The sequence below is a fragment of the Chryseobacterium sp. 1B4 genome (assembly GCF_036631475.1).
Lineage (GTDB): Bacteria > Bacteroidota > Bacteroidia > Flavobacteriales > Weeksellaceae > Chryseobacterium.
Genome location: NZ_JAPNUF010000011.1, coordinates 168,373 through 189,638, shown reverse-complemented (window position 1 = coordinate 189,638; position 21,266 = coordinate 168,373). Strand labels below are relative to the sequence as shown.

The 21,266-nt window shown below is 37.8% G+C and carries 18 protein-coding genes and 7 pseudogenes; 10 read left to right on the top strand and 15 right to left on the bottom strand.

Going from position 1 to position 21,266, the window contains the following annotated elements; translation table 11 throughout:
- Positions 1 to 60 precede the first annotated feature (60 nt).
- The 4 genes and pseudogenes from OWR28_RS22885 to OWR28_RS22870 all read left to right on the top strand — a co-directional run bounded on the left by OWR28_RS22885 (position 61) and on the right by OWR28_RS22870 (position 2,086).
- Positions 61 to 588 carry an ion channel gene (locus tag OWR28_RS22885; protein WP_332388647.1) on the top strand — a complete coding sequence of 176 codons (528 nt, stop codon included), beginning with the start codon at positions 61 to 63 and terminating at the stop codon, positions 586 to 588.
- Positions 471 to 1,031 carry a hypothetical protein gene (locus OWR28_RS22880; RefSeq protein ID WP_332388646.1) on the top strand — a complete coding sequence of 187 codons (561 nt, stop codon included), beginning with the start codon at positions 471 to 473 and terminating at the stop codon, positions 1,029 to 1,031. Before OWR28_RS22885 ends, OWR28_RS22880 begins: the two co-directional genes overlap by 118 nt.
- Positions 1,032 to 1,519: pseudogene (locus OWR28_RS22875) on the top strand (YkgJ family cysteine cluster protein).
- 267 nt (positions 1,520 to 1,786) lie between these two features.
- On the top strand, positions 1,787 to 2,086 hold the full coding sequence (locus OWR28_RS22870) for a hypothetical protein (protein ID WP_041461964.1): 300 nt from the start codon (positions 1,787 to 1,789) through the stop codon (positions 2,084 to 2,086).
- A 216-nt stretch (positions 2,087 to 2,302) separates the two neighbouring features.
- Here the strand turns inward: OWR28_RS22870 and gdhA are convergent, their stop codons facing one another.
- The 3 genes and pseudogenes from gdhA to OWR28_RS22855 all read right to left on the bottom strand — a co-directional run bounded on the left by gdhA (position 2,303) and on the right by OWR28_RS22855 (position 5,760).
- The gene (gene gdhA / locus OWR28_RS22865; RefSeq protein WP_131437063.1) at positions 2,303 to 3,661 is read right to left on the bottom strand and encodes an NADP-specific glutamate dehydrogenase; all 1,359 of its coding nucleotides are present in this window, start codon (positions 3,659 to 3,661) and stop codon (positions 2,303 to 2,305) included.
- 190 nt (positions 3,662 to 3,851) lie between these two features.
- Positions 3,852 to 4,960, bottom strand: a pseudogene (gene dprA / locus OWR28_RS22860) (DNA-processing protein DprA).
- Positions 4,961 to 4,992: 32 nt separating this feature from the next.
- Entirely contained in the window at positions 4,993 to 5,760 is a 768-nt protein-coding gene (locus OWR28_RS22855) for a rhomboid family intramembrane serine protease (protein WP_002982351.1), read from the bottom strand.
- 249 nt (positions 5,761 to 6,009) lie between these two features.
- Between OWR28_RS22855 and OWR28_RS22850 the strand changes: the two are divergent.
- From OWR28_RS22850 to OWR28_RS27325, 3 genes and pseudogenes are all read left to right on the top strand, one after another.
- Positions 6,010 to 6,934: pseudogene (locus OWR28_RS22850) on the top strand (DUF3078 domain-containing protein).
- A 271-nt stretch (positions 6,935 to 7,205) separates the two neighbouring features.
- A pseudogene (locus tag OWR28_RS27330) lies at positions 7,206 to 7,498 on the top strand (DUF3078 domain-containing protein); the annotation flags it as partial.
- A 102-nt stretch (positions 7,499 to 7,600) separates the two neighbouring features.
- Complete coding sequence (locus OWR28_RS27325) at positions 7,601 to 8,080, top strand: hypothetical protein (RefSeq protein ID WP_494168537.1); 480 nt, start codon at positions 7,601 to 7,603, stop codon at positions 8,078 to 8,080.
- A gap of 68 nt (positions 8,081 to 8,148) precedes the next feature.
- Here the strand turns inward: OWR28_RS27325 and sufD are convergent, their stop codons facing one another.
- The 5 genes and pseudogenes from sufD to OWR28_RS22820 all read right to left on the bottom strand — a co-directional run bounded on the left by sufD (position 8,149) and on the right by OWR28_RS22820 (position 12,746).
- The gene (sufD, locus tag OWR28_RS22840; protein WP_332388998.1) at positions 8,149 to 9,456 is read right to left on the bottom strand and encodes a Fe-S cluster assembly protein SufD; all 1,308 of its coding nucleotides are present in this window, start codon (positions 9,454 to 9,456) and stop codon (positions 8,149 to 8,151) included.
- A 157-nt stretch (positions 9,457 to 9,613) separates the two neighbouring features.
- Positions 9,614 to 10,357: a Fe-S cluster assembly ATPase SufC gene (gene sufC / locus OWR28_RS22835; protein ID WP_002982364.1), complete on the bottom strand. Its 744-nt coding sequence runs from the start codon at positions 10,355 to 10,357 to the stop codon at positions 9,614 to 9,616.
- A gap of 18 nt (positions 10,358 to 10,375) precedes the next feature.
- A complete protein-coding gene (locus OWR28_RS22830) occupies positions 10,376 to 10,882 on the bottom strand; it encodes a GNAT family N-acetyltransferase (RefSeq protein WP_332388645.1) in 507 nt (168 codons plus the stop codon).
- 4 nt (positions 10,883 to 10,886) lie between these two features.
- Positions 10,887 to 12,333: pseudogene (sufB, locus tag OWR28_RS22825) on the bottom strand (Fe-S cluster assembly protein SufB).
- 83 nt (positions 12,334 to 12,416) lie between these two features.
- Positions 12,417 to 12,746 (bottom strand): HesB/IscA family protein, encoded by a 330-nt coding sequence (locus tag OWR28_RS22820; RefSeq protein WP_002982371.1) that lies wholly within the window; start codon positions 12,744 to 12,746, stop codon positions 12,417 to 12,419.
- Between the two features lie 230 nt (positions 12,747 to 12,976).
- On the opposite strand from OWR28_RS22820, the gene OWR28_RS22815 reads away from it, so the two are divergent.
- Genes OWR28_RS22815 through OWR28_RS22805 form a run of 3 tightly spaced genes read left to right on the top strand, consistent with a single transcriptional unit; the run spans position 12,977 to position 14,757 of the window.
- A complete protein-coding gene (locus OWR28_RS22815) occupies positions 12,977 to 13,357 on the top strand; it encodes a hypothetical protein (RefSeq protein ID WP_332388644.1) in 381 nt (126 codons plus the stop codon).
- A complete protein-coding gene (locus OWR28_RS22810) occupies positions 13,285 to 13,884 on the top strand; it encodes a GLPGLI family protein (RefSeq protein WP_332388643.1) in 600 nt (199 codons plus the stop codon). The genes OWR28_RS22815 and OWR28_RS22810 overlap by 73 nt, the downstream gene beginning before the upstream one ends.
- A gap of 12 nt (positions 13,885 to 13,896) precedes the next feature.
- Positions 13,897 to 14,757, top strand: a complete 861-nt coding sequence (locus OWR28_RS22805; protein ID WP_332388642.1) for a GLPGLI family protein — start codon at positions 13,897 to 13,899, stop codon at positions 14,755 to 14,757.
- A gap of 56 nt (positions 14,758 to 14,813) precedes the next feature.
- Here OWR28_RS22805 and ypfJ read toward each other — a convergent pair whose 3' ends face one another.
- The 7 genes and pseudogenes from ypfJ to OWR28_RS22775 form a co-directional block, all read right to left on the bottom strand.
- A complete protein-coding gene (ypfJ, locus tag OWR28_RS22800) occupies positions 14,814 to 15,677 on the bottom strand; it encodes a KPN_02809 family neutral zinc metallopeptidase (protein WP_332388641.1) in 864 nt (287 codons plus the stop codon).
- Between the two features lie 65 nt (positions 15,678 to 15,742).
- Positions 15,743 to 17,821 (bottom strand): annotated as a pseudogene (locus OWR28_RS22795) (LTA synthase family protein).
- A 161-nt stretch (positions 17,822 to 17,982) separates the two neighbouring features.
- Entirely contained in the window at positions 17,983 to 18,501 is a 519-nt protein-coding gene (gene ribH / locus OWR28_RS22790) for a 6,7-dimethyl-8-ribityllumazine synthase (RefSeq protein ID WP_332388640.1), read from the bottom strand.
- 3 nt (positions 18,502 to 18,504) lie between these two features.
- On the bottom strand, positions 18,505 to 19,212 hold the full coding sequence (locus OWR28_RS22785) for a YfgM family protein (protein ID WP_002982387.1): 708 nt from the start codon (positions 19,210 to 19,212) through the stop codon (positions 18,505 to 18,507).
- A gap of 226 nt (positions 19,213 to 19,438) precedes the next feature.
- Positions 19,439 to 19,971: pseudogene (locus tag OWR28_RS22780) on the bottom strand (adenine phosphoribosyltransferase).
- A gap of 3 nt (positions 19,972 to 19,974) precedes the next feature.
- Positions 19,975 to 20,250: a hypothetical protein gene (locus OWR28_RS27320; RefSeq protein WP_494168517.1), complete on the bottom strand. Its 276-nt coding sequence runs from the start codon at positions 20,248 to 20,250 to the stop codon at positions 19,975 to 19,977.
- 28 nt (positions 20,251 to 20,278) lie between these two features.
- Complete coding sequence (locus OWR28_RS22775) at positions 20,279 to 21,175, bottom strand: hypothetical protein (RefSeq protein ID WP_494168516.1); 897 nt, start codon at positions 21,173 to 21,175, stop codon at positions 20,279 to 20,281.
- Positions 21,176 to 21,266 lie beyond the last annotated feature (91 nt).

Below are 21,266 nucleotides of genomic sequence, written 5' to 3'. Positions count from 1 at the left end.
AAAATTCATCAAAACAATATTTTATCTTTGCATCACAAACGGTAAGAAAATGCTATAAAAATGACAAGAGGATTCAGAAAAAAGATCCGTCAGAAAAATGCGGAGAACAGTGGTTTCGGGACCAATGCAACCGGAAGATTTATCAATAAGGACGGTCTTCCGAATGTTCAGAGAAGAGGTGTAAATGTTTTTAACAGGCTAAGCTGGTATCACACCATGCTGAATCTTTCTTCATTCCGTTTTATTTCCTATCTGGTTATTGCTTACATTATGGTAAATCTGTTTTTTGCCATGATCTATTATCTGATCGGGGTAGAACACCTTACCGGCATCGACAAAAGTGATCCGCTAAACGAGTTTATTGATGTTTTTTTCTTCAGCTCCCAGACCTTTACCACAGTGGGGTACGGAAGAATAGCCCCGGTAGGTTTTTGGCGAGCCTTGTGGCCACTTTTGAAGCTTTCCTGGGATTGCTTACCTTTGCCATTGCAACCGGTCTTTTTTACGGAAGATTTTCAAGACCACGGGCCTATCTTAGATTTTCAGATATTGCGATTATTGCTCCTTTTCAGGAATCTTCAGCATTAATGTTCAGGCTTGCCCCATATAAAAATAATGCATTGACGGATGCTGATGTGATTGTATCTGCAGCTATTGAAGTGATAGAAAATGGAGTTGCCAAAAGCAATTTTTACAGGCTTGAAACCCAGCTAAGCAAGATTAATACCTTAGCGCTTAACTGGACTGTGGTTCATAAAATTGATGAAAACTCTCCGTTTTATGGCTTTTCCGAAGAGGATTTTAAAAATACGGACATTGAGCTTATCGTGCAGGTGCGTGCATTTGATGAAGTATTTTCAAACACTGTGGTACAAAGGTCTTCGTATACTACAGGGGAAATTGTATACGGCGCAAAGTTTGTCCCGATGTATTACCCCAATAAAGAAAATCTTTCAACAGTGCTGGATCTGGACAAAATTAATGAATACAGGAAAGAAGAGCTTCCGGATTCTGTAAGAAATAAAGAATAGATGAACTTAGATTTTTATAAAAAACAGGCTATACAAAAACAGAAAGAGCACAAGAAATTTCTGGACGGGTTAAAGAAAAAGCCGCCCAAAAATCTCGACTACATAGTGCAGGAAACCCATGATGAAGTTTTTGAGGAAATAGACTGCCTGCAATGTGCCAATTGCTGCAAGACAACCGGTCCTCTTTACACAGAGAAAGATATTGAACGTATTGCCAGACATCTGCGAATGAAGCCTGCAGACTTTGAAGCTAAATTTTTAAGAGTAGATGAGGATAATGATAAAGTACTGCAGCATCTTCCCTGTTTTTCCTCAACAGTGATAATACCTGTTCCATCTATGAAGTAAGACCAAAAGCTTGTCGTGAATACCCGCATACAGACCGGAATAAGATCTACCAGATTAATAATTTAATGCTGAAAAATACAGTGATCTGCCCCGCAGCATTTGAATTTGTAGAAAAAATGATAAAGAATATAGGGAAGTAACATGGTGTGCAGGAAGATGGAAGATGGGTGCTGTAAGCACTCATCGTTGATAGTAAAACTATTATTTCTTGATTTTAAACTTAATGAATCTTCTGTTAAGTTCTAAAAAACTCCCAGCTTTCAGCATCATTCTTTCAGCCAAATCAAACGAACTTATTTTTGCAAATTCCTCTTAAATAATCATAAAGTCCGTTAAATAAGCCGTTTACGCATAATTTTATAAATGATGCTTCGTTTAAGTTAAACAATCATTTAAATATTATTATTATGAAAAAGTTATTTTTAACGGCAGCGTTTACATTAGTCGGAGTAATCGCAGTATCAGCACAATCAACAACCCAGAAGCCGGCAGATACTTCTACTAATAACACTACGACAACTCAAACCCAACAACCGAATACCCAGACTACAAGTCCTTCGGATCCGAAAACCCAGGAAAAATCACCTGCAACAACCACGGAGACTGCACCTGCAACAGATCCGTCAGTAAGTACAACACCTACTGATGCAACCAAGCCTGCGGATACTCCTAAAGAGGAAAAGAAAGACAAGAAAAAGAAAAAGTAAAAGCACTTTAGCAAACACTAGTCGGAATCCTGAAATCTTGTATTTCAGGATTTTTTTGTTACCCTTTTTTATGAACCGGGAACCTTTTATGGAAAATAAAAAAAGCACTGCCTGTAGCAGCGCTTTCTCCTTTCACTTTTTACTTTTTTCCCATTATCCCGGGAACAGGCTATATCAAAAAAGGTCGGGAATTTTTCCCAACCTTTGTCTTTTTTGTTACACAACTCCTTGAGCCAACATGGCTTCTGCTACCTTTACGAAGCCGGCAATATTTGCACCTTTTACGTAGTTTACATAACCGTCCTCGTCTTTTCCATAGTCTCTGCAAGCCTTATGGATACCAATCATGATTTCCTTTAATCTTGCATCAACTTCTTCAGAAGTCCAGTTAAGACGGATAGAGTTCTGAGTCATTTCTAATCCTGATGTAGCAACACCTCCGGCGTTGGAAGCTTTACCAGGAGAAAATAACACTTTATTGTCTAAGAAATAGTTGATGGCATCTAATGTAGAAGGCATGTTAGCCGCTTCTGTAACACAGATACATCCGTTTTCAACTAATTTTCTTGCATCATCTAAATCTAATTCGTTCTGGGTTGCAGAAGGGAATGCAACATCACATTTTACTTCCCAAGGACGTTTTCCGGCGTGGAATTCAGCAGATGGATATTTTTTAGCATAATCCTCAGCTCTGTTGTTCCCTGAAGATCTAAGTTCTAATAAGTAATCGATCTTTTCTCCGCTGATACCATCTTTATCATAGATATATCCGTCAGGACCAGAGATTGTTACAACTTTAGCACCTAGTTCAGTTGCTTTTTTGATAACTCCCCATGCAACGTTCCCGAAACCGGATACCGTTACAGTTTTCCCCTGGAAATCTTGCCCGATTGTTTTAAGCATCTGCTCTGCGAAGTATACTACACCATATCCTGTAGCTTCAGGACGGATCAGTGAACCTCCGTAAGCAAGACCTTTTCCTGTAAGAACTCCGGTAAATTCATTTCTGATTTTCTTGTATTGTCCGAATAAATACCCGATTTCTCTTGCTCCAACTCCGATATCTCCTGCAGGAACGTCTGTTTCAGGACCAACGTGCTTGCATAATTCTGTCATGAAGGCCTGGCAGAAACGCATTACCTCCATATCAGATTTTCCTTGCGGATCGAAATCTGAACCTCCTTTACCACCTCCCATCGGAAGCGTTGTTAAAGAGTTTTTAAATACCTGCTCAAAAGCTAAGAACTTAAGAACGGATAAGTTTACAGTAGGGTGGAAACGGATTCCTCCTTTGTATGGCCCAATAGCAGAGTTCATCTGAATTCTGAAACCTCTGTTAACCTGAATTTCTCCTTTGTCATCAACCCATGGAACTCTGAAAATAATAATTCTTTCAGCTTCAGCCATTCTTTCAAGCAGCTTCATTCCGGTATATTCTTTTTTCGTAGCAATGAATGGAATTACAGTTACGGCAACTTCTTTTACAGCCTGTAAAAACTCCGGTTCGTTAGGATTTTTTGCTTCAATTTTTGCAATAAACTCTTGGATTTTCTGGTCAATATTATATTGTTCCATATATTAAGGTTGAATATTATTGTCAACAAATTTAATTTTTTTTTCAAGATTCACAACACCATATTTTAACATTGTTAAAAATTAAATAATAATGTTTCGTAATATTATTAAATTGATAATTTGTCTTTAAATTTTATTAAAAATGAAATGTTATGTGTGAAATAATGCAATATTAAGAAATCGTTAAATATCAAATCGCTATGAATTGCCTCCCGGAAAACGATTTTACTTTCCCTAAAAGCTCCAATTCCAAAATTATTGGTAAGATTTTGTGAGTAGAAACATCAATTTTTTGTGCGAGATCGTCCAAAGAAATATGAGGGTATTCTTTAATAGATTGATATATTAAATACTGATTGTCAGACAATTGTATAGCTGTTTCACTATAAGGAAATAACTCTGCAGTTTTTTCTTTAGGATCATCAAATTCCAATAGACGGACAAGATCTTTGATGGTAGAAATTGCCGTTGCTTTATTATGGAAAATCAATTGATTACACCCTTGGCTTGATGCATCTGTGATTTTTCCGGGTAGGGCAAAAACATCGCGGTTATAATCATTGGCAAAGGCTGCTGTGCTTACGGAACCGCCTCCAAAACCTGTTTCCACTATGATTGTAGAAGGAGACAATGCGGCAATAATTCTGTTTCTCTGAATGAAGTTCTCCCGGTCAGGTTTTCTTGAAGAGCTGAACTCCGTTATTAATGCACCTCCCTCATGTAAAATTTTATCAGAAAGCCTTCTGTTTTTGCAGGATATAAATATTGAAAACCATGTGCCAAGACCGCTACAGTAGGTTTTCGGTAATAAAGAGACTGCTCATGAACTTCTTTGTCAACGCCTAAGGCAAGACCACTCACAGAGGTATATTTTGAAAATCGGGTTGCTTCAAAGAAGTTTTCAATAAACTGCCGCCCGTAATCTGTCATATTCCGGGTCCCTACGATACTTACTTTGGGCAGTGTGTCATTAAGTTCTCCTTTTTGATAAAGAACAGCAGGTGCATCATTGCATTCATTGAGCAGGAAAGGGATTTCATTATGATGTTTCAGCCTGATTCTGATATTATTTTTTTCGCAAAAATTTAATTCTTCTTCTGCGAATTCCAAATGAGTTGCATTTCCAATATCGGAAACAGTTTTTTGTCCTATTCCTTCGAGTTTTTTATACTCTTTTTTTGCTCTTTTCCATGCTTCCCGGGCACTTCCGAAAGTACGGACAAGTTTATGGAATTGAATGTTGCCAATGTGGTTGCACTCGCGGAGGGCAATGGCATATAAGTATTCTTCGGAGATCATGTGTGTTTTTTTCAAATGTAGTGAAATAAGTTTTATCTCTTCCTCAATTCATCCAGGTGATCCCAGATATCATCTTTTTTCTTGTAAGGAAGTTCCATAAAATCTTCGGGATGGTTCTCCTTGTATTCCTGCCACAACTTATCATCCTTTTCACTATAGTAATTCGGGAATTCCCATATGAATTTTTTCTTTTTTTCTCCAACATTTTTAAAAGCAAAGGCGATGATGCTTCCTACTACAGCTCCGGAAAGGTGTGCCTGCCATGAAATCTTACTGGGTTCCTCCATATTGTAGAAAAGTTCCTCCGGAAGCATTCCCCATACCAAACTTCCATAATACAGCACAACAAGCATTGAAATGGTCAGAAGTTTTGTATTCCATTTGAATACCCCGCTGAAAAAAAGGAAAAAAGCGAGTACATATACCACACCACTGGCTCCAATGGTACAGGTATACATATATTCGCCGGTGAGGATGTCAATAGGAGGAAGAAGCCATACCAAAAGTCCTGTTGCCAGCCATCCTATAATAAAAACCTTGTTGGCGACCAAAGGATAGAACTGATACAGCAAAAACATAAGTGCTGCTATCGGAATGGAGTTTCCTATGATATGATCAATATTTCCATGTAAAAGAGGAGATGTAATAATACCAAGTAATCCCTCGGGCAAAAGAGGAATAATGGCTCCAAAACAGCTTTGAAAGAAGCCCTGCATTTGTAAAAAATACCCGAACCACATTGCTGAAAGCATCAGCAGCGGGTATATAATCGCTCTTTTGGAAATTACATTCTTAAACATGGGGATTTTACGTCAAATCAAAAGCCAATGATAAATTTCGGAAAATTTGTCGACGAATGAGTTTCTACTTACCTGATTTTAAGACAAAAGGTATCAAATTTAATTTTTAAGCTTATTATTTGGCACTGATTTTATAGAAATACTTTGTTGTTAGGTAATTAAACTTTATTGAAGTGGAATTCTTTAGAGCTGAATGTACCGTTTAAAAAAATTATATTAATACTTTTGCATTGAAAATTATTTAGAGTAATGAAGAAGTTTTTATTGATTCTTTCCTTTTTGTAGGAATGTATGCAAGTGCTCAAGAAGAATTGAAAAAAGATTCCGTGGTGACAGACACAGTAAAATACTGGTCAGTAGTAGGAAAAAACACATTAATGATTAACCAGGCTGCATTTTCAAACTGGGTTGGTGGTGGCGCCAATAACGTAGGCTGGCTTGCTGGTGTCAATTACAATCTGACCTATGAAAAAGATAAAGACCTTTGGGAAAATATTATCATACTCGGCTATGGGCAAAATGACACGAAAGGGTTAGGAATAAGAAAAACTCAGGATATCATTAACGTCTCTACCAATTATGGAAGAAAATTTTCAAAAAGCTGGTATTTCTCTATGGGAGCAGGATTTCAATCACAGTTTGCTGCAGGATATGAAGACGGAAACAATCCCGAGGCTAAAAAATCTCAAACTTTATGGCGCCAGGCTATCTGAACGTCGGGATGGGGATCACATACAGACCCAATGATGATCTTACGGTTACCTTACGTCCTACCAACGCCAGATGGACGTTTGTATTGGATAAAGACCTTCAGACAGCAGGAAGCTACGGTTTAAAGAATGATGGCGATACTTCATTACTGCAATTCGGTTTTCTGGGAACTGCGATATATAAATTAAAAATCATGGAAGATATTTACCTGACCAATACAGCATCTGTCTTCTCGAATTACCTTGACCATCCGGACAGATTGGTTCTGGCTTACGGGGCTTTACTGAACCTGAAAGTAAACAAATATATTTCATCCAACGTGACGTTAGATTTACTGTACGATCATAATCAGCTAGAAAAGACACAGCTGAAACAAACCTTAGGAATAGGGTTCGCTTACACACTCGATAATGGGGTAAAGCGTTCCGACCGGAAAGACAGCCAGTGGTGGATCAAAAAATAATAAAGAATCACATTGATAAAGAAAGCACTTCAGAAATGAGGTGCTTTTTGCTTTTAAAAGACTGTAATTTTAAGTTGATTTAAGTTTGCCGGGCAGGGAGGTAAGGTTTAAATAATTAGTTTTCATAGTATTATAGGCGTAAAATCAACAGTGTTAAATTCATTTTAAAGTGAATTTTATAAAGGCGTAGATTATTATTTATACATTTGTATTAAATCGTTATTATGAAAAAATTTTATTGATCAGTTCTATCTCTTTCGGAGCTTTAGCAATGGCTCAGGAGACGAAAACAGACGCTCCGGCATCAGACACTGTGAAAGCCTGGTCTATTCAGGGACAAAATACATTAATGCTTAATCAGGCAGCCTTTTCCAACTGGGTAGGCGGCGGAGCCAATAACGTAGGTTGGCTTGCCGGGGTTAATTACAATCTGACCTATGAAAAAGGAAAGATCTTTGGGAAAATATTATTATCCTGGGTTACGGGCAAAATAATACTCAGGGAACAGGGGTAAGAAAAACCCAGGATGTTATCAATCTTTCAACCAATTATGGTAGAGAATTCGCCAAACACTGGTATTTCTCTGCAGGTGCAGGACTTCAGACCCAATTTGCTCCCGGATATGAAGATGGAAATAATCCGGACGCGGCCAAAATTTCGAATTTTATGGCGCCTGGTTATTTGAATTTAGGAGCTGGTGTTACTTACCGCCCTAATGATAACCTCACAGTAACTTTACGTCCGGCGAACGCCAGATGGACATTTGTTTTAGACAAAGATCTTCAGAAAGCGGGTACTTATGGCCTTAAAAATGATGGAGATTCTTCCCTTTTCCAGTTCGGTTTTTTAGGAACGGCTATGTATAAGCTTAAAATTATGGAGAATATTACGTTGCTGAATACAGCGTCTGTCTTCTCAAACTATCTTGACCACCCGGAAAGGCTGGTTCTTGGATATAGCGGAGTTTTAAGTATGAAGATCAATAAATACATTTCCACCAACGTTACCCTTGATCTCTTGTATGATCACAATCAGATATGGAAAACACAGTTGAAGCAGACACTAGGCGTAGGATTGGCTTATAATTTTGATAACGGTAAAAAACGTTCAGAAAATAAGGATAACCAGAGCTGGTTAAAAAAATAAAACGACTTATCATAAAATAAAAAGCACTTCATTTGAAGTGCTTTTGTGTATCAATATATATATAAGTCTTAAAATTCTATATCAACTTCTAATTTCTCAGCCAAAAGCTTTGAAATCTTTTCTTTCAGAGGCTCTATATCAATATTCTGCATCGCATCATTTGCGAAAGCATATAGAAGTAACGCCTGTGCTTCTTTTTTAGAAATTCCTCTTGCTCTCAGGTAAAATAAAGCATCTTCATTCAATTGGCCTACTGTACAGCCATGAGAACATTTTACATCATCAGCAAAGATTTCTAACTGAGGTTTTGTATCAATACTTGCCCCTTCACTTAGCAATACGTTGTTGTTCTGCTGATAAGCGTTTGTCTTCTGAGCAATTTTGTCAACAAAAACTTTCCCGTTGAAAACTCCGTGTGCATTGCCATCGAAGATTCCTTTATAGTTCTGATAACTTTCACAGTTCGGGAAGTTATGGTGCACCGCTGTATGGTGGTCTACCAGCTGGTCTTTTCCGATGATGGTGATTCCGTTCATGAATGAATTGATATTGGATCCATTATGAATAAAATCAAGGTTGTTTCTTACCAGTTTACCTCCGAAAGAGAATGTGTTTACAGTTGTTAAACTGTCTTTCTCCTGTTTTGCAAAAGTATTGTCGATAAGATAGGTTGTGTTGTTATCATTCTGCAGTTTATGCCAGTCAGCTTTTGCATTAGGATAAGTAAAGATCTCCGTAACAGAGTTGGTCAGTACATAAGTGCTGTCAAAATTATGATGGCTTTCAATCACTTCTACTTTTGCTCCTTCTTCTACAATCAAAAGATTTCTTGTATTGTAGAATGTATTTTCCTCCTGATTCTGGGAAATGTAAAAAACGTGGATTGGCTTTTCAATGACTACATTTTTAGGTACTTTCAAAAAGAAACCATATTTGCAGTAAGCAAGGTTTAAGTTTGTGAAGGCCTGTTCTTTAGAAGCGATGGTGTTGAAGTATTTTTCAAAAACCTCTTTGTGCTTCTCATCGTTCAATGCATAGTTGAAAGAAAGGAACTCTACGTTTTCAATAGAAACTTTTGAAAGTTCTTTGTGAAGTTTGCCGTTTACAAAAACAATCCAATCAAAATTTTCTTCTCCAAGATGCAGCTCATCAAACTGCTCTTTAGTGATATTATGGTTCTCTTTCGGGAAGAAGTTGTAGCTTTTTTCCGTGATCTCCTTTAGATTGGTATATTTATATTCTTCGTCTTTTTTAGTAGGAAAACCAATATCGGTAAATCTTTGAAGCGCCGTTTTTCTTTCATCATCCAGAAATCTGTGACGAAGACTCTCCAAAAACTCATTATGGTTCTCTATAATTTGTTCTTTTAATGCCATTACTGGTATATCTGTGGTTTGCACCATTTTTTCTTTTTTTGAACTAAAATATTGTTATTCCGAGGAATAGGAATCCAATTTTTACTTTAGAGATTCATATTTGCTGCATTTCATGAATGGTTGCCGTAATTTCAAATCTCAAATAGTAAATTTCAAATTAATTTAAAAGCCAGTCGTAACCTTTTTCTTCAAGTTCTAACGCTAAAGACTTATCACCTGTTTTGATGATTTTCCCGTCTGCTAACACGTGAACGAAGTCAGGCTGAATATAATTAAGCAATCTTTGATAGTGCGTAATCAAAAGAACTGCGTTTCCTTCGTTTTTAAAATAATTTACTCCGTCTGCTACAATTCTTAAAGCATCGATATCAAGTCCTGAATCGGTCTCATCAAGAATGGCCAGTTTAGGATTAAGCATCATCATCTGGAAGATTTCGTTTCTTTTCTTCTCACCCCCTGAAAATCCTTCATTCAGTGATCTTGAAAGAAAATCTTTTTTGATTCCCAGTTTTTCAGATTTCTCACGGATTAAGGCAAGCATTTCTTTTGCAGGCATTTCTTCCAGTCCGTTTGCTTTTCTTGTTTCGTTCAAAGCAGCTTTGATAAAGTTGGTTACAGAAACCCCCGGAATTTCCACAGGATACTGGAAAGAAAGGAAAATTCCTTTGTGAGCTCTGTCTTCAGGAGCATCTTCACTGATGTCTTGCCCTTCGAAAAGGATCTCTCCGCCAGTTACTTCGTAATCTTCTTTTCCTGCAATTACAGAAGAAAGAGTAGACTTACCGGCTCCGTTTGGCCCCATGATAGCATGAACTTCGCCTGGCTTTATTTCAAGATTAATCCCTTTTAATATTTCTGCGCCATCTTCAATTTTGGCGTGAAGGTTTTTAATTTCTAACATTTTATTTGCTTAAACAAATTATTTTTGAATTCTATATACTAAACTTTCAGGTTGACCAGGAACATCATTTAGGGTCCCGATTTTGATCATACCTGCCTTTTCCAAAACTTTAACAGAAGCTATATTACCGGGACGGACAACAGCAAATATTTCTTCTTTATTGTCCTCATTAAGCCCAAAATCTATAGCTTTCCTGGTGAATTCTGTAGCATATCCTTTCCCCCATGCCTGGGAAGCAAAACGATAGCCTAAATTCAATTTTTCTTTTTCTCCGTAGAGTTTATAGCTCAGGCCTCCAAAACCTATTATATTTTCAGGGCACTCCTTTTCAGTAATTGCCCAGCCTCCGAAATGATACCTTTCCCAGTGTTCAAGCATTTTCGTAAATGTACTTTCTGCTTTTTGAAAACTCATGGGTCCGGCTGGATTATGAATATTGGTTTCAGGGTCATGATTAATTTCGAAGAATTTTTCAAAGTCTTCTTTTGATGGTTTTCTTAAAATTAATCTTTCTGTAGCTAACATATCTTTATCCTACTGATCCTTCCAATGAAATTTCAAGTAGTTTCTGCGCTTCAATAGCAAATTCCATCGGAAGTTTATTTAAAACCTCTTTACTGAAACCATTTACGATTAAAGCAATAGCTCTTTCAGTATCAATACCTCTCTGGTTACAGTAGAAAATCTGATCTTCCCCGATTTTTGAAGTGGTTGCTTCGTGCTCCAATTGTGCAGTAGGATCTTTGATTTCAATGTAAGGGAAAGTGTGTGCCCCACATTCATTACCCATCAATAAAGAGTCACACTGCGAAAAGTTTCTGGCTCCTTTTGCAGAAGGCATTACTTTTACCTGTCCTCTGTAGGAATTCTGGGATTTTCCAGCAGAAATACCTTTGGAAATGATCGTAGATTTGGTGTTTTTACCAATGTGGATCATTTTGTTCCTGTATCTGCGTATTGGTGATTGTTCGTTACAGCGATAGAGTAGAACTCTCCGATTGAATTGTCACCTTTTAAGATACAGGAAGGATATTTCCATGTTACTGCAGATCCAGTTTCAACCTGTGTCCAGGAGATTTTTGCATTTCTTTCGCAAAGCCCTCTTTTGGTGACGAAGTTGAATACTCCGCCTTTTCCTTCTTCATTACCTGGATACCAGTTCTGTACGGTTGAATATTTAATTTCAGCATTGTCTAGTGCAATCAGTTCCACTACAGCAGCGTGAAGCTGGTTTTCATCTCTTGACGGAGCTGTACATCCTTCAAGGTAAGAAACATAACTTCCTTCGTCAGCTACAAGAAGCGTTCTTTCAAACTGTCCTGTTCCTGCCTGGTTGATACGGAAGTAAGTGGAAAGTTCCATCGGGCATTTTACCCCTTTGGGAATATAACAGAAACTTCCGTCAGAGAATACTGCGGAATTCAATGCTGCATAAAAGTTATCTCCTCTCGGAACAACTTTTCCAAGATATTTTCTTACTAAATCAGGATGGTTTTTAATAGCCTCAGAAATTGAACAGAAAATAATTCCTTTTTCTGCCAGTGTATCCTGGAAAGTGGTTTTCACAGAAACTGAGTCCATTACGATATCCACAGCAACTCCTGAAAGTCTTTTTGTTCCTCAATATTAATCCCTAGTTTTTCGAATGTTTTCAATAATTCAGGATCTACTTCATCAAGGCTTGCCAGCTCAGGCTTTACTTTAGGAGCAGCATAGTAACGGATTGCCTGAAAATCCGGTTTTTCATATTTGATATTGGCCCATTCAGGCTCTACCATTTTCTGCCAGATTTTGAAAGATTCCAGTCGCCATTCAGTCATCCATTCCGGTTCTTCTTTTTTAGCAGAGATCGCACGGATGATATCCTCATTTAATCCGGTCGGGAAATCTTCATAATCTATTTTGGTTTCCCAACCGAATTCATATTTTTTATTTTCTAGATCGACTCTTAAATCGTCTTCTGTATATTTACTCATTATAATTTTTTAGATTTCAGATGGTAGATTTCAGAATCCAGAATAGCTCTGAGGTCTGAAATCTAGGATCTAATGTCTTTTCTCTAAAGACTAAATGATTCCCCGCACCCACATGTTCTGGATGCATTCGGGTTGTTAAAAACAAACCCTTTTCCGTTCAATCCTCCTGAATATTCAAGAGTTGTTCCTGCTAAATAAAGGATGGATTTTTTATCTATAATAATTTTAATGTTATTATCTTCAAAAATCTGATCTGCGTCTGTTTTTTCGTTGTCAAACTTTAAAACATACTCTAAACCAGAGCATCCGCCGCTTTTCACCCCTACTCTTATATAATCTTCAGCAGGGTTAAAACCATCTTCCGTCATCAACTGGATGGCTTTCTCCTTTGCATGGTCTGATACTTTTATCATTGTATTTATTTAGAATGATTTAATGATGCAAAAATACGAACTAATTTCCGCAATCTCAAATCGAAGATATCTATTTTAATGATTCTGATATTAATAGCGGTTACAATTTATGGTAAAGACAGATAAATTTCTTCTCTTTATGTGAAGATTTCATTTGTAATTTTAACCTTCTGTTGTATTTCCGATCTATAAAGAAAATTGGTAATGGGACAAAAATCATCATCTTTTTTGTGTTGTTTCTCACCACAGTATCTTATGGCCAAACCACAAGATTCGTTTATGAAACGCTGGTAAACCCGGATTCAATCAATCTGGTAAGCATGAAAAGTGAGAGAACTTTTCTGGACATTAAAGAAGGACAATCGCTCTTTATCAGCGAAAACAAATTGAAAAGAGACTCTCTTGTTGCTTCTATAAGATCAGAAGCGAAAGAAACTCAGAGAAAAGAGGAAAAAGATTTTTCAAAAATGGAAGGGAGAAAACATTTTGAACCTACTTTTTTGAATATTTTATTACCAAAGCTATTCCGGAACAGAAAGTGTATTACTATGAAAAGGCTGCCGGGAAACAAATTTACTATCAGGAAGACAGACCTTTACAATGGGAAGTGACAAATGTAATTGAGAAACAGAGCGGGTATTCTGCTCAAAAGGCAGTCACTGAATTTGGCGGAAGAACCTGGACTGCATGGTTTACCAAAGAAATTCCTTTCCCTGACGGGCCGTACAAATTCTCAGGATTGTCGGGCCTGATTGTAAAGCTGGAAGATGATAAGGGGGATTATAAATTTGATCTCGTTAAAAAGATGATCATTAAAAATGCTTTTGAAGAACAGATGGAGCCGGATGCCAAACAAAGTACAAGGATAAATTTCCATGGCGATAAAGCAGCGTTGGAGCTGGAGTTTGGTAAAAGCAGAAAAGCAATGGCTGGAAATAGCGGAAATATGAATTTCAGAGAAGGAAAACATAGTGGCATGGGCGGAATGAGTGGCGGAGGAATGAGAGGCGGTGGCCATGGTGGTGGAATGCACCGGGGAATGGGAGGTGAAAATCAAGGAATCCCGGTCTCAACAGGTTCGTCTGGAGAAGTTCCTTCTTTTACGAATACGACTCAAAATCCAATTGAATTAAAATAAATAAAAATATAAATGAAAAAATTAGGTATTATCGCATTGGCACTCTTCATACAGAATGTTTCTGCACAGACAAACAGGTTTGTGTATCAGGTGACTATGAAGCCGGATGCAGAAAATAAAACAGATATCAAGACAGAAAATGCTTATCTGGATATTTCCCCTGAAAAATCGGTGTTTTACTCTGAAAACAGAATCAAAAGGGATTCTATCATGCAAAAGGCATTTCAGGGCGGAGGCGGAAGAGGAAGTATTAACAGAGATCAGATGGAAAGTCTGAGGTCCAATATCAACTATTCTGTAGAAAAGGATAAGACCAACCAAAAGACCTACTTCAAAGACAGAATCGGACGTGATATTTATTCGTACGAAGAGGACAGACCGCTGAACTGGAAAATTGAATCGGAAACAAGAAAAATAGGTGAATATAAAGTTCAGAAAGCAGAAACTGATTTTGGAGGCAGAAAATGGACCGCATGGTTTACCACGGATCTTCCTTATCAGGACGGACCATACAAGTTTGGCGGACTTCCGGGATTAATTGTAAAAATAGAAGATGACAAAGGAGATTATTCTTTTGATCTTATGAAGAATTACAAAATTGCAGAATTTCCTGCTTTGAACCAGTTTGGAAATACTTTAAAAGTGAAAAGAGCCGATTTTGTAAAGCAGCAGCAAAAATTTAAGACTGATCCTATGTCATTTATGACACAAGGAGGAGGAGGGCAAGGTGGATTTATGACAACGGTAATAGCTGGTGGCGGAAGGGGCCCTGGCGGGGGCGGAAATCAGAATCCTGCCGATATGAGAAAGAGAATGGAAGAGCGGATAAAAGAAGAAGCCAAGAAGAATTCTAATCCGATCGAATTGCAATAATAAAAATGCGGCCTCACACTGAGACCGCATTTTTTATTATTTAAAAGTTTTATAAATTATTTCAACAGCTGGTTGAAAGTATCACCCTGTCTGATATCTCCGGTGTTGTATCCTTTCATAAACCATTCTTTACGCTGTGCAGAAGATCCGTGAGTAAAGCTTTCCTGATTTACATATCCCTGTGCTCTTCTCTGGATATTATCATCTCCAACAGCTTCTGCAGCATCTATGGCCGATTCAATATCTCCGGGCTCCAGAATATGTTTGCTGTCATTGGTTCTTTTTGCCCACACGCCTGCATAGAAATCTGCCTGTAATTCTGTAGCAACGGAAACTCTGTTCATTTGCTCTTCAGAATATCTTCCGCTTCTTCTTAACGCATCTACTTTTTGAGTCGTTCCCAAAAGAGTCTGCACATGGTGCCCTACTTCATGCGCAAGAACATAAGCCACTGTAAATTCGGTTACTTTGGCGCCAAACTTTTGCTGAAGCTCATTGAAGAAGCTCATATCCATATACACTTTCTGATCAGCCGGGCAATAGAATGGCCCCATGGCAGACTGCGCTGTACCACATGCTGAAGAAGTTGTATTTTCGAAAAGAACTACCTGGGGAGCACTGTAAGTCATTCCGTTTTCTTTAAAAATTTGATCCCAGGTAAGGATATTCCATTTGGCCATCATGTCGACCATTTCTCCGACTTGTTTTTCACCGGCAGTCAGTTCTCTTTGTTCTCCTGTATTGCCTGAAGGCTGCATGCTTCCGGAATTCAAAATACCGGATGGGTCACCTCCTAAAAAGAACACGATAGCTGCTATAATTAAGGTCCCGAGTCCGCCTCCTACAATCATACCGCCACTTCCGCCTCCTGAACCACGGCGGTCATCAACGTTTCCGCCTCTGTCGTCTGTCCATTTCATACTAATAAATTTATCGGTTAATTTAAATATTTTACACCAGATTATAAGCGAAAATATTTAGATATTTATCTGTTAAGCTGTTTCGTTTTTAACCAGTAAGAAGTAGACTGATATGCTGATACAGCGTCATCTACCAGTTTCTGATCCGGATTTTTTAATAGGTTTTCGTCGTAATACAGCTTAAACTCAGGTGCCAGATCACTTTTTCCAGTTCCAGAGAATATTGTTTTACCTTTTTTACCGGAGAAATAATAGTCAGATGTCCGTCTTTTATAAGGCCCAGATCCTGATAGGTTGCCACATAAGCTTTAGGCTGGAATTCCGGTTTGAACACATCCTGGCCGAGGAATTTAGACTGATAGCTGAAATTCAGTAATCCGAAAAGGGTAGGCATTACATCAATCTGAGACATCAGTCCATTAAATTTCTGCGGCTGAATAAATCCTTCTGAGAATACCATTGCAGGAATTCTGTATTTATCCATCGGAAGCTCTGTTTTTCCGGCACTTGATGCGCAGTGGTCAGCAATGATGACAAAAACCGTGTTCTTATACCAATCCTGCTTCTTAGCCATCTCAAAGAACAGTTTAAGCGAGTAGTCTGTATATTTTACACCGCCTTCACGGGATTTTGCTGTTCCCGGAATATCGATTCTTCCGTCAGGATAAGTAAACGGTCTGTGATTGGAAACAGTCATCCAGTGATTGAAAAATGGTTTTCCTGATTTCGCTTCAGCATTCATTACCTGAATGGCTTTTCTGGCCATATCCTCATCAGCAACACCCCAAACGTTGGCAAAAGTGATTTCTTCTGGTTTAAAGCTGTTTCTATCTACAATGTCATAGCCGTTTCCTCCGAAGAAATCCTGCATATTGTCGAAATAGCTGTAACCTCCGTATAAAAATCTGACATCATATCCCTTGGATTTAAAGACATTTCCGGTTGTGAATTTATTCTTATTGTCATCTCTTTTGATGATGCTTTCTCCCGCAGTTGGGGGAATACACAATGTTAAGGCTTCCAGTCCGCGTACGGTTCTGTTTCCGGTAGCATAAAGATTGGTAAACATCAGAGATTTCTCTGCAAGGCTATCCAGGAAAGGAGTAATTTTCTGTGTATTTCCATAATGTTCCATAAAATCTGCAGAAAGGCTTTCGATAGAAATCAATACTACATTCTTCTTCATTTCCGGCTGTTCTGCAACAACCGCTCTGGATAGTGTATGCTGCGGATACTGGCTCAGGAAATTCTTTTCAGCCTGCTGCTGGTTAATCTGTGAATAAAACTGGAAGTAATCCAGCTCATTATGAGTGAAGGCCCAATAGAACTTAGGAAGTCCGTTCGCTTCAATTTCGTCTGCAAAAACATTGTCTGACCGGATCTGCATTAAAGAAGGTATAGCCAGTGCACTGAGGGCACAAAGCACCATGAAACTGCCGAGAAGCACCATTTTTTGTTTAAAATCAGGAAGGTCCAGAAGCTCATCTTTCGTTTTCTTATAAATAAACCATGTAATGGCAAGCGTAACGATCATAATTGCAGAAAACAATGGAATAACAGGATAGCTTTCCATGATATTTCCGATCACCTCATTCGTATAAATAAGGTAATCTACTGCAATAAAATTATAACGCACCCCAAATTCATTATAGAAGAAATATTCACTTACGCCGTTGAAAATAATCACAAGAACGTATAAGAATAACGTAATGAAATAAAGAGTATTACGGATTTTAATTCTTTGTGAAGGAAGAAAAAGCATCAATCCGAAGAAAAGAGTTTTATTCCTACGAAGGCAAGAGCGATTTCCATTACAGAACCGCCGTACTGCTTGAAAATATTGTTCGGAACAAGCCATATATAAAGGAAGAACAGAGCCAATGCTCCCAAAATAATGGAGCCGTAAGGTTTTTTATATTTCGAATTGGAAAGGAAGAGGAAATAAAGGGCGAGAATAGAGCTGGCCAATATGAAGACAAAAACGTCATTTACCAGACCTATCAGCAGAACCTTTACGACTTCGAAAAATCCAAAACCAGCTGTTGTAATAGGATGAAAAAGAATATTATTCTTATTATCAATGAAATAATAAGATAGAAAATTCCTAAATAAAGGAAGGGTTTTATTTTTTTAAAAACATGTATTGACTGTTTTTATTAGTTTTCACAAAGATAGTTTTTGTAGAGAACTTTTGACGGAAAAAAACAAAAACATCCTTTTTATTGATGAGATTTATGATTTATTAATATTCAATAAAAAAGACTATTAAAAAATAGTCCCATGATATTTTGAAAGTAAACTCCGGTTAAGAATGTCCAAAACCGATATTTCCTTTTTTATCAGATAATTTCTTTTTGAAATCAATCATTCTAAGAGCTGTTACAGCTGCTTCTACGCCTTTGTTTCCAAGATCACCACCGCTTCTTGCAATAGATTGTTCTTTGGTGTCATCTGTCAATACACAGAAAATAGTAGGAGTATCAGTCATAATATTACAATCCTTGATTCCCTGTGCTACTGCAGAACATACGTAATCAAAATGCGGCGTTTCCCCACGGATAACACATCCGATAGAGATTACTGCATCATACTTCCTTTCTTTACAAAGCTGCATACTTGCATGGCTTAATTCAAAAGCGCCCGGAACCGGAAAAAGCTTGATGTTTTCGGGTTTTACCCCTTCTTTTTCAAGAATTTCCAAAGCTGCATCACGAAGATTGTACGTTACAAAATCATTCCACTCAGAAAAAACAATGCCGATAGAAAAATCTTCGGCATTAGTTATATGAAGTGGCTTGTAATCGGAAAGATTAACTGTTGCCATTTTTTAATAATATTTAGTCATTTCAATATAAGAATCAGACATTCCGTTGTCGTAGTCCTGATATTTTTCGTCAATTGTAGCGAAGTATTTTTTAGCTTCTGCATTTTTCTTTAATCCTAATGCAACGATACCTGCTTTTCTTGTGAAATAATAGGTTGTATAAGGATCATCTGATGCTGATGCTGCCTGGTCTAGTAAAGAAAGAGCCTCGTCATTTTTATTAAGGCCTGATTTTGCATCAGCCATAGCTCCATACTTCATTGCCATCAGGGTTTTGTTTTTGGAAGAGAATTTATCCAAAAGATCGTAAGCTTCCTGGAATTTTCCTTCTTTGAATTTTAATAAACCGGCATTGTAAGCAGAAAGTTTACCGATTTCAGTAGAAGAATATTCGTTAGCTGTACCTATAAAGCCAGGATTAGCCGCAGATTTTCCGCCTAAAGCATCTTTATCTTTACCTTCTGTAAGGTTTTTCTGAGCAGCAAGGAAACTTTTTACAGCTTCAGCGTTCTTTGGCGCAATTACAAATTGCTTATAAGCAAAGAATCCTAAAACCCCTAAAAGTAATGCTCCAAATATTAATCCCAAAGGTTTTGAATATTTTTCAACAAATCTTTCAGTGTTTAATGCTTCTCTGTCAAGGTCTTTAAAGAACTCAACCGTTTCTTTACCTTCTTGCTCGTTCTGAGCACTCTTTCCCAATTTTGCCATAAGTTTTTAAAAATTGAAATGCAAATTTAATTGTTTCTGAATGATTTACAAAATACTTTCTGAGTATTATTAATGAAATTTTATGAATTGTAGCCGTGAATGAGGAATTAATTAAAAAAGATGCTTCGACAGAATCAGGATGACACTTCTAATACTACCTGTTCAAATCTCACGGTAAATTATTAGGTTTGTCATGCCGAGCATGTCGAAGCTTATGTATTAAATCTTAATATTCTAAAATATGATAGACTTCTGCACCGAATTTTTCAACTTCTCATCGCCTCCCAGTCCTTTTAAACCAATCAGAAAGCTGAATTGTGAAACAGTGGCTCCTTGTTTTTCTACCAGTTTGGCAGCCGCTTCAGTGGTTCCTCCTGTTGCTAAAAGATCGTCGTGAATCAAAACTCTTTGTCCTGGCTTTAACTGTCCTTCACGGGTTTCGATAATGGCACTTCCATATTCCAGATCATATTCTTCAGAAATGACAGGAGGGAAGTTTACCTGCTTTTCTGATCAGGATAAACGGAACTTCCAATGCGACAGCAATAGCAATTCAAAAAGATAACCACGGCTTTCTATTCCGCAGACTGCATCTATTTTTCCTTTACTGAAGGCTGCAAGATCTGCAATTACCTCTTCATAAAGTTTTGGGTTTAAAAAGATTGGTGAAATATCCTTAAACTGTATTCCCTGAATCGGAAAATCGGGGATGTTTTCAATTGTTTCTTCTAATTTGTTGATCAGTTCTGCTGAAGCCATTTATTAATTGATTTTATAGCTGGAAATTTTCCAGTCTCCGTTTACATTTTTAAGCCCGAAAGTTACTTTTAGGGAAGTAGTCTTTCCGCTTTTATCCGTTACATCATAAGTAGCATTTACGCTGGCACTGTTGGCTGTAGCACCGCTTGTCGTAATATTCTTTACGCTCACGTTTTTCACAGACCCGAAACCTGAAGTAGGGTTTGAAAAAGATTCGTAGCTTCCCCAGCTAGGATTGCTGGATGTTTCATAGGCTGCTTTTAAATTCTGAGAGCTCACACTGTTCAAAAATTTGCTTACTGTATTTTTAGGATCTGTGGTCGGCTGTTTTGGTGCAGCTGGTGCTGCAAGGAGTAGCTGCTGCAGGATCTGTAGCAGTTCCGGAAGGAGCTGTTGGGTTATTTGGATCTACCACTGCGCTTGGCTGTTCAGATACAGCTGTTGAATCTGTTTTTGGAACGGCAGGTACTTTCAGGGCTGCTGCATTCACGTCAAGCCCGATTTTTGACATTTTGAAAGTCTTAGCTGTTGTCTTTACAGAAACGGTAATGTCTATTTTATTATCCACTACTTTAGAAGCAGGGATAGAGGAGAATTTCAGGTTGAAACCTTTGAAGTTGTTATCCTGCATCAGGTTTTTGGCTGTTACCAGTCTTACACCGTTACTGAAGACTTCAAGAGTAGCTTCAAGGCCGGCTCCGGTAAATGATACCGGGTTTCCTGCAGCGTCTACAAGTCTCGGAACGATCTGAATAGCGGTTGGCGCTCCGGTTCCGTCATCACCTGTAGGTCTTGTCACAAGGCTTAATGATCCGGCTTTTACATCATTCGGATCGCTTTCTTTAGCTTTATCATCCCCGAAGATATTCATTTCTCCCAGTGATGGAGGGGCAGTACTTGCCCATTCGATTCCGTTTTTCTGTGCAACTTCATCAGCCAGAGCCATGATCTCAGGAACTTTTTTCCCGTTGATCAGTTTTCCAAGGGCTTTCAGCTCATTGATATCACCATCAGCTTCTACTCCAAATGTTTTAAGGATATAAAGAGCTTCATTAAACTTAATCTGTTTAATGGTCGGTAAACTGGAAGTCATATCGTTGATACTTGACTGCAGTGTTTTAGTATTCGTAGCATCTACATGATCTTTCTTGCATGCTGTAAAAAGCAACAGGCTGAAAACAAGTAGAAAAGAAAACTTTTTCATTTTTATTTGGTTTGTTGCAAATTTAGTAAAACCTTTATTAATACTGATTTTTATTTTCACTTTATATTTTATGGACTGTTATATTCCCGTT

Excerpts from the sequence above, each read along its gene's own strand:
- OWR28_RS22855 (WP_002982351.1), bottom strand. The coding sequence starts at position 5,760 with ATGTTTAAGAATGTAATTTCCAAAAGAGCGATTATATACCCGCTGCTG.
- OWR28_RS27325 (WP_494168537.1), top strand. The coding sequence starts at position 7,601 with ATGGCGCCTGGTTATTTGAATTTAGGAGCTGGTGTTACTTACCGCCCT.
- OWR28_RS22885 (WP_332388647.1), top strand. The coding sequence starts at position 61 with ATGACAAGAGGATTCAGAAAAAAGATCCGTCAGAAAAATGCGGAGAAC.
- sufD (WP_332388998.1), bottom strand. The coding sequence starts at position 9,456 with ATGGCATTAAAAGAACAAATTATAGAGAACCATAATGAGTTTTTGGAG.
- OWR28_RS22785 (WP_002982387.1), bottom strand. The coding sequence starts at position 19,212 with ATGGCAAAATTGGGAAAGAGTGCTCAGAACGAGCAAGAAGGTAAAGAA.
- OWR28_RS22820 (WP_002982371.1), bottom strand. The coding sequence starts at position 12,746 with ATGATAAAAGTATCAGACCATGCAAAGGAGAAAGCCATCCAGTTGATG.
- OWR28_RS22805 (WP_332388642.1), top strand. The coding sequence starts at position 13,897 with ATGAAAAAATTAGGTATTATCGCATTGGCACTCTTCATACAGAATGTT.
- gdhA (WP_131437063.1), bottom strand. The coding sequence starts at position 3,661 with ATGGAACAATATAATATTGACCAGAAAATCCAAGAGTTTATTGCAAAA.
- OWR28_RS22830 (WP_332388645.1), bottom strand. The coding sequence starts at position 10,882 with ATGTTAGCTACAGAAAGATTAATTTTAAGAAAACCATCAAAAGAAGAC.
- ribH (WP_332388640.1), bottom strand. The coding sequence starts at position 18,501 with ATGGCAACAGTTAATCTTTCCGATTACAAGCCACTTCATATAACTAAT.
- OWR28_RS22775 (WP_494168516.1), bottom strand. The coding sequence starts at position 21,175 with ATGAAAAAGTTTTCTTTTCTACTTGTTTTCAGCCTGTTGCTTTTTACA.
- OWR28_RS22870 (WP_041461964.1), top strand. The coding sequence starts at position 1,787 with ATGAAAAAGTTATTTTTAACGGCAGCGTTTACATTAGTCGGAGTAATC.
- sufC (WP_002982364.1), bottom strand. The coding sequence starts at position 10,357 with ATGTTAGAAATTAAAAACCTTCACGCCAAAATTGAAGATGGCGCAGAA.
- ypfJ (WP_332388641.1), bottom strand. The coding sequence starts at position 15,677 with ATGAAATGGACAGACGACAGAGGCGGAAACGTTGATGACCGCCGTGGT.